Source organism: Nonomuraea antri, from assembly GCF_013283785.1.
In the GTDB taxonomy this organism is placed as follows: domain Bacteria; phylum Actinomycetota; class Actinomycetes; order Streptosporangiales; family Streptosporangiaceae; genus Nonomuraea; species Nonomuraea antri.
Genome location: NZ_JABCPZ010000373.1, coordinates 1 through 6190 on the forward strand (window position 1 = coordinate 1; position 6190 = coordinate 6190).

Annotated in this window: 5 protein-coding genes and 1 pseudogene; 2 read left to right on the forward strand and 4 right to left on the reverse strand. The window is 72.3% G+C overall.

Translation table 11 applies throughout. The features are described from left to right. Positions 1–893: 893 nt before the first annotated feature. The 3 genes from HII36_RS52445 to HII36_RS52455 form a co-directional block, all read right to left on the reverse strand. Complete coding sequence (locus tag HII36_RS52445) at positions 894–1430, reverse strand: NUDIX hydrolase family protein (protein ID WP_173530898.1); 537 nt, start codon at positions 1428–1430, stop codon at positions 894–896. Positions 1431–1526: 96 nt separating this feature from the next. Then, entirely contained in the window at positions 1527–1961 is a 435-nt protein-coding gene (locus HII36_RS52450; protein WP_173530899.1) for a hypothetical protein, read from the reverse strand. A gap of 9 nt (positions 1962–1970) precedes the next feature. After that, positions 1971–4358 (reverse strand): M28 family peptidase, encoded by a 2388-nt coding sequence (locus HII36_RS52455; protein WP_173530900.1) that lies wholly within the window; start codon positions 4356–4358, stop codon positions 1971–1973. Positions 4359–4481: 123 nt separating this feature from the next. On the opposite strand from HII36_RS52455, the gene HII36_RS52460 reads away from it, so the two are divergent. Next, the gene (locus tag HII36_RS52460) at positions 4482–5045 is read left to right on the forward strand and encodes a winged helix-turn-helix domain-containing protein (RefSeq protein ID WP_173530901.1); all 564 of its coding nucleotides are present in this window, start codon (positions 4482–4484) and stop codon (positions 5043–5045) included. A gap of 183 nt (positions 5046–5228) precedes the next feature. Continuing rightward, complete coding sequence (locus HII36_RS52465) at positions 5229–5432, forward strand: cold-shock protein (RefSeq protein ID WP_173530902.1); 204 nt, start codon at positions 5229–5231, stop codon at positions 5430–5432. Between the two features lie 200 nt (positions 5433–5632). On the opposite strand, the pseudogene HII36_RS52470 reads toward HII36_RS52465, so the two are convergent. Beyond that, positions 5633–6190 (reverse strand): annotated as a pseudogene (locus tag HII36_RS52470) (NrfD/PsrC family molybdoenzyme membrane anchor subunit); the annotation flags it as partial.

Below are 6190 nucleotides of genomic sequence, written 5' to 3' on the forward strand. Positions count from 1 at the left end.
ATGGGGGGCCGAGTGGCGCGGCACGATCCGATGCCACGGCTGGACGCCATCCCCCACGTGAGCTGTCCCGGCGGCACGATCCGATGCGATGGCTTGAATCGCCACGACCCCGGGCGCCACGACCCCGGGCGCCGGGCGCCACGACCCCGGGCGCCGCGCGGCGTGGCCCCGGGCGGCGCGGCTCCGGCGGCGCGACCCGGGTGGTGGGGCTTCGGTGGCGCGGCTTTGGCGGCGTGGCTCCCCGCAGTGGGTCAACTGCGGGAGTCGGGCGGTCGCCAGGCTGCCTGCTGGTTACCTCGGACCCGCAGCGGGTCGCCCGGTTGCCGGCCGACGTCACGGCGTCGCGAAATCCCCTTCGGCGGGCGTCGCGGCACCGCGAAATCCTTCCCACCCACGCCCACGAGCAGGCCAGCACGCTCCCCGGATTCCCGGATCTACGGCCGCGTGGCTCCTGAGGTAGTAGACCCACCGGAGTCGGGCGGACGTCGGGCGGCCTGCCGGTTGCGCCGGAGCCGCAGCCGATCGCTCGGTTCCGGCGGGCGCCACGACCCCGCGAAATCCTCCCCCGGCGGGGACTGCAGCGCCACGAAATCCTCCCTGGCGGGGACCACCGCGCCTTGAAATTCTCTCCGGCAGGTGCCAGGGCACCGCGAACCCTCCCCGGCGCACCCCCGCGACCAGAGCAGAGCGGTCCCGGATCACCGGATCCCGGATTCGTCCGCGACCCAAACCACGACGTCACATGACCGCAAGAACACGCAACCCATGCGACACCAACGCCTCCCCCTCGCGAACTCGCGAAGGAACGCGAAAAGGGGAGACAAACCGCGAGCACCCCACGGCTCCGTCTCCCCGAACTCCGCGCAGATCCGGTCCAGTCAGATCAGGTCAGGTCAGGTCAGCCGCCCGACATAAGCCAGCGCCTGCTTGAGCAGCACCCCCTGACCCCCCGTCATCTCCTGCTGCACCAGCGGCGAGGAAGCCTCCTCAGGCGTGAACCAGACCAGGTCCAGCGCGTCCTGTCGAGGCCGGCAGTCCCCGGTCACCGGCACGATGTACGCCAGCGACACCGCATGCTGACGCGGATCGTGATACGGCGTGACCCCCGGCGTCGGGAAGTACTCGGCCACCGTGAACGGCTGCGGCGAGGCCGGGATGTTGGGCAGCGCCACCGGCCCGAGGTCCTTCTCCAGGTGCCGCAGCAGCGCGTCGCGGATGCGCTCGTGGTGCAGCACCCGGCCGGAGACCAGTGCCCGGCTGACCGTCCCGTCCGATCCGATGCGGAGCAGCAGGCCGACGCGGGTCACCACGCCGGATTCGTCGACCCGCACCGGAACGGCGTCGACGTACAGGATCGGCATCCGCCCCCGTATCGACTCCAGCTCCTCCGGCGCGAGCCACCCGGGCACAGTTTCGGTCTTTTCGGTCATCTGCTGATCGTACGTCGCGGGCGGCCCTCGGGCGGAGCAGGTCCCCGCGTACGGTGTGCCGGAGCCTGCCCGCCGCACCGGCCCGATCCGGAAATGTCACCCGGTAGCGGCGCGGGCCCCCACCGCGGCCGCCTTCAGCGTGGACCGGTCGATCTGTCCCACCGGGGCGCTCAGCAGCACATAGTGGTCGCCGTGTACCGCGCCGTACTGCTGCCTGCCCTGGTGCACGCCGTACCAGCCGCCGTGCTCGTCGCTCTCGCACGTCTCCGCGCACTCGTACGTGCCGCGCTCGACCCGCAGCTCGACCTGCCGGCCGTCGCCGCCGACGTAGACGGCGCCGAAGCCGTCGTCGCCCGAGCCGCCGACCGACTGCTCGGCGAGCTGGTAACCGGGCAGGTCGACCACGTAGATCAGCTCGGGCGCGACGCCCTGGCTCCGGGCCCGGTCGATCGCCGCCCGGCTCATGGCGGCGTCCGAACCGCAGCCCGGGATCAGGAAGAGGACCAGCAGGACGGCCAGGCGACGGGTCACACCCTTTGTCTACAGCACGCGGACGACGGAGACCGAGTCCGTCGGGAGCGACCCCATGGACGGCATCAGATCCACGTCCGCCGGCCGCGCCCGGTGCCCCGGGATCGACTCCAGCCCCATGGTCAGGTCCGTGACCGCCAGCCTGGGCCGTTCCGTGCCCGGCACCCGCAGCTCGATCTCCACCCCGGTCCCCGGCGGCGCGAAGAACTGCAGCTCGAACGGCCACGGCCCGCGTCCGGGCTGGTGCCCGGGGATCGGCAGCGGGCTCTGCCCGGCCACCTCGATCGTCCCGCCGGAGACGCGGCGGTCGGCGTGCAGGTTGAGCTGCCCGGCCTGGCGCGCGGACCGCATGCGTACCCGCAGCACGGTGGCGTCGCCCTCGCGGCGCTCGCTGACGATCGTCAGCTCGGGCGCGGGCAGCGGCACCGCGGGCGCGGGCCCGGTGCGCGCGGGCGCTCCGCCGTAGGGGAGTGGCAGCGTCCACGAGGCCGGCACGTCGGGGACCCGTTCCGCCGCCCACGACCCCGGTTGCGGCTCCGCGCTCATCCAGGTGGCCCGTCCAGTCCCGGAGTCCAGCACGTACGCCAGATGCGAGGTACGCGGCTGGTCGGGCCCGAAGGCGTTCACCGCGACCCCGGCGAAGAACAGCCCCACCGCCGTCACCCCGGACAGCAGCGGGCCCGCCGCCACCCAGATACGGCCGGTCCAGGACGCCCCCGTGGCGGACCTGGGCCGGGCCTCCGGCGTCACCGCGGCCAGCAGCGGGAGCAGCGACAGCGCCGCGAACACGTAGAACACCGCCATCGGAGCCGGCATGACCAGCCCCAGCGCCGACCCCACCGACCGGCCGCCCACGGTGAACAGCACCACCCCGGGCACCGTCGCCGCCGCCTGCACTACCAGCGCGAGCACCGGCCTGCGCGCCCGCAGCACCAGCGCCGCCCCGGCGCCGATCGCCCCGGCCAGAGCCGGGACGGCCCCGTAGTAGGACGTACCGGGCAGGGTCATCGCCCCCGCCACGCCCAGCACCGCCTGCCAGAACAGCGCCCCCACGACCGGCGCGTCGGCGCCGAGCCACCGCCGCAGCAGCGCGTACCAGCCCCAGACGACCGCCGCGCAGCCCGCCATGATGGCCAGACGGTACGGCCACGGCTGGTACGGGTCGCTCATCAACGCCCCGTAGGCCGGCTCCATCGACACCAGCAGCGACCACATGCCCATCGCCAGCGCGATGCCCGCCCCGACCGGCACCAGCGTGGCGGCCACCGCACCGAGCAGGCGCGGCACCCCCGTCACGCGACGCAGCCTGGTCAGCACGGCCAGCCCGAGCACCGCGAGCACGGCGAGCCAGGCGAGCGGCGTGATCAACGCCGCCGGGTAGCGCACCACCAGCCCGAACACCCCGATGAACACCTCGTGGCGCGGCTGGCGCAGGGCACGCAGGTCGGTTCCGGCCACGTCCTTGATCATGGCCAGCGCGTTGTCGCCGTGCATCTGCAGCGCGTCCTTGCTGAACTCCGCCACCGTGTCGCGCGGGTGGTGGTAGAAGCCGCGTCCGTCGGCGAAGCCCAGGTCCACGCCGATCACGCCGTACTCCTCCAGCGCGGACAGGTCGGAGTGGAACCCGGTCGAGCGGTAGGCCCCGATCACCGCGGACTCGCCCACCGGGTGCGGCACTGACCGCGCGAACGACTCCACCAGCCCGCCGCCGCCCGGCGTCACGTTGTAGACGGAGGAGGGCGCGGCGTTCCCCGGGCCCTCCAGGTTGATCATCACCGCGCCGCCGCCGCGCATGGACGGGTGCCTGGCGAACAGCTCCGCGCCGATCAGCCCGGGCTCCTCACCGTCGCTGAGCAGGAACACCACGTCGTTGCGCGGGCGCGGCCCGGACGTGAGCGCCCGCGCGATCTCCAGGACGGCCGCCACGGACGCCTTGTCGTCGCTGGTGCCCGGCGTGGTCACGGTCGAGTCGTAGTGCGCGCCGACGAGGACGGGACCGGACGAGTCGGTGCCCGGCAGGACGGCCACCACGTTCTCGGCCAGCCCGCTGATGATCTGGTGCTCGAACGCGTGCGCGCCCAGCCCGCGCTGCACCTCGGTCTTGAGCCCGAGCTTGGTGAGCTCGGCCACCAGGTGGTCGCGGATGGCCGCGGCGCCGGGCGAGCCGATGGGGGTGGGCCCGCCGCCGGCGATGCGTTCGAGGTGGGGCCAGGCCCGTCCGGCGCTGAAGGACGTGGCGGGCGCGTCAGGGCCGGCGGCCTGAGGCGGACGTTCCGCCACCCAGGCGGCCAGGGCCACGGTCACGACCGCGGCCAGCGCGACGAGCGCGGGCCAGCGGCGGGCACGAGCGCGGCCCGCGGCGACCACGGGCTCGGCGTGCGTCTGAATGGTCTGCATGAGTTGCATAATGGATTGTGCACATCGGATTGTGCAAGCCCCTTTGTGCACACCCATGGGCCACATCCCAGGTCAGGACGGCAGAAGTTGCACAAGATTGGCAGCGGAGATTAGGTTGACCCCATGGCGGACTCGAACGCGTCGCGGAAGGTCGCCGACCTCGAGGCGCTTCGGACCCTCGTCCACCCGAGGCGGCAGCGCATACTCGACCATCTGGCCGGCCGCGGCCCGGCGACCTCAGCCGAGCTGGCCAGGGAGCTGGAGCTCAACACCGGCGCCACCAGCTACCACCTGCGTGAGCTGGCCAAACACGGGTTCATCGAAGAGGTGCCGGAGAAGGCGCGCGGCCGCGAGCGGTGGTGGCGCTACGTCTCCGCCGACCTGCGTTTCCCGATGCGCAGCGAGCAGGACGACGAGACCAGGGCCATACTCGACGAGATGAACGCCCGCGCGGTCGCCGACGACATGCAGGCCTTCCGCCTGGCCCAGGAGTCGGTGGAGCCGGGCGGCTGGGGTGACGCGTTCCCGTTCTCGCGCGGCTCGATCAGGGTGACGCTGGCCGAGCTGGAGCAGTTCTTCGAGGAATACGTCGCCCTCGTGATGAAATACGGGAAATCCGCGGAAGAGGCCGACGCGGACGCCAGGGTCGTGCAGACGCGCTTCTTCGCCTACCCGGGCTCGACTTGACACCCTGTGATAGTGTGGGGCCAGTTGCAGTTGTGGTACCCATGAAACTTTGTGTGCACCTGATCAATGTGATGTTCAGGTGCATTTCGTTTTTTAGCCGGTCATTTCCGGGGGGACAACGCGGCGACGCGGGATCCGCACGGTGCGGGTCCCGGCTCTGCCCCTAGTACAGAGGAGATCGACATGGCTACTGGCGTCGTGAAGTGGTTCAACGCCGAAAAGGGTTTCGGCTTCATCGCGCAGGACGGCGGCGGCGCCGACGTCTTCGCCCACTACTCGAACATCGCGACCTCCGGCTTCCGTGAGCTGCACGAGGGCCAGAAGGTCTCGTTCGACGTCACCCAGGGCCAGAAGGGCCCGCAGGCCGAGAACATCGTGCCTGCCTGACGCTCGCGCGAAAGCGATACCAGAAAGGCCCGCTCCGGCGGGCCTTTCGTCGTTTCTCCGGCGGATCGGCTGTCACGGACGGCCGAGGAACCGCCGGCCGCGGAGATTGCCGCGCTGCCGGCGTCGTCCGGCGAACCAGGACGCCGTGCAGGTGAACAGTACAATCGCCATGAAAGGCGCATATTCCGTCATTTTCTGTTTCATCTGAGATCGCGCTCCACTTCAGCCGTGGCGAGCCTTTTCCGCTGCGGCTCGACCGTGTATTTCGGGTCTCTGGCCGAGGCCATCCCGGCCTGGAAGATCCCGAACCTCGTGCACGCGGAACCGGCCAGCAGCGCGGCGCCCGCCGCCACCGCCGCCACCCGGCCCGGATGCGAAAGCCGTCCCGAACGCGTCGCCATCGCGCCGCTCACCACCCCGGCCACCGCGCCCGCCAGCGTCAGCGCCTCGCCCAGGCGCAGCAGCCGCCCGCCCGCGCCGCTCGCCAGCGGCTCGGCCACCGGCGCGAGCGCGCCCGCCAGCCGCCGCCGCATCAGCCGCAGCGCCGCGCACTCGACGACCGCGCCGAGCAGCGCCGTACGCCGGGCCGGGCCCGCCTCACTCGCGGGCGCGGCCAGCAGCCCCAGCCCGCCGGCCGCCGCCGCGGCCGAGCCGGCGAACAGGAACGGCATCTCCCGATACCCCTCGTGCCAGGCGGGCACCGAGGTGTCGCAGATCAGCGCCGCCGTGTACGTCGCCACCGCGGGCCCGCTCAACCC

Coding starts and splice junctions, on each gene's coding strand:
- HII36_RS52445 (WP_173530898.1), bottom strand. CDS start 1,430: ATGACCGAAAAGACCGAAACTGTGCCCGGGTGGCTCGCGCCGGAGGAG.
- HII36_RS52455 (WP_173530900.1), bottom strand. CDS start 4,358: ATGCAGACCATTCAGACGCACGCCGAGCCCGTGGTCGCCGCGGGCCGC.
- HII36_RS52460 (WP_173530901.1), top strand. CDS start 4,482: ATGGCGGACTCGAACGCGTCGCGGAAGGTCGCCGACCTCGAGGCGCTT.
- HII36_RS52465 (WP_173530902.1), top strand. CDS start 5,229: ATGGCTACTGGCGTCGTGAAGTGGTTCAACGCCGAAAAGGGTTTCGGC.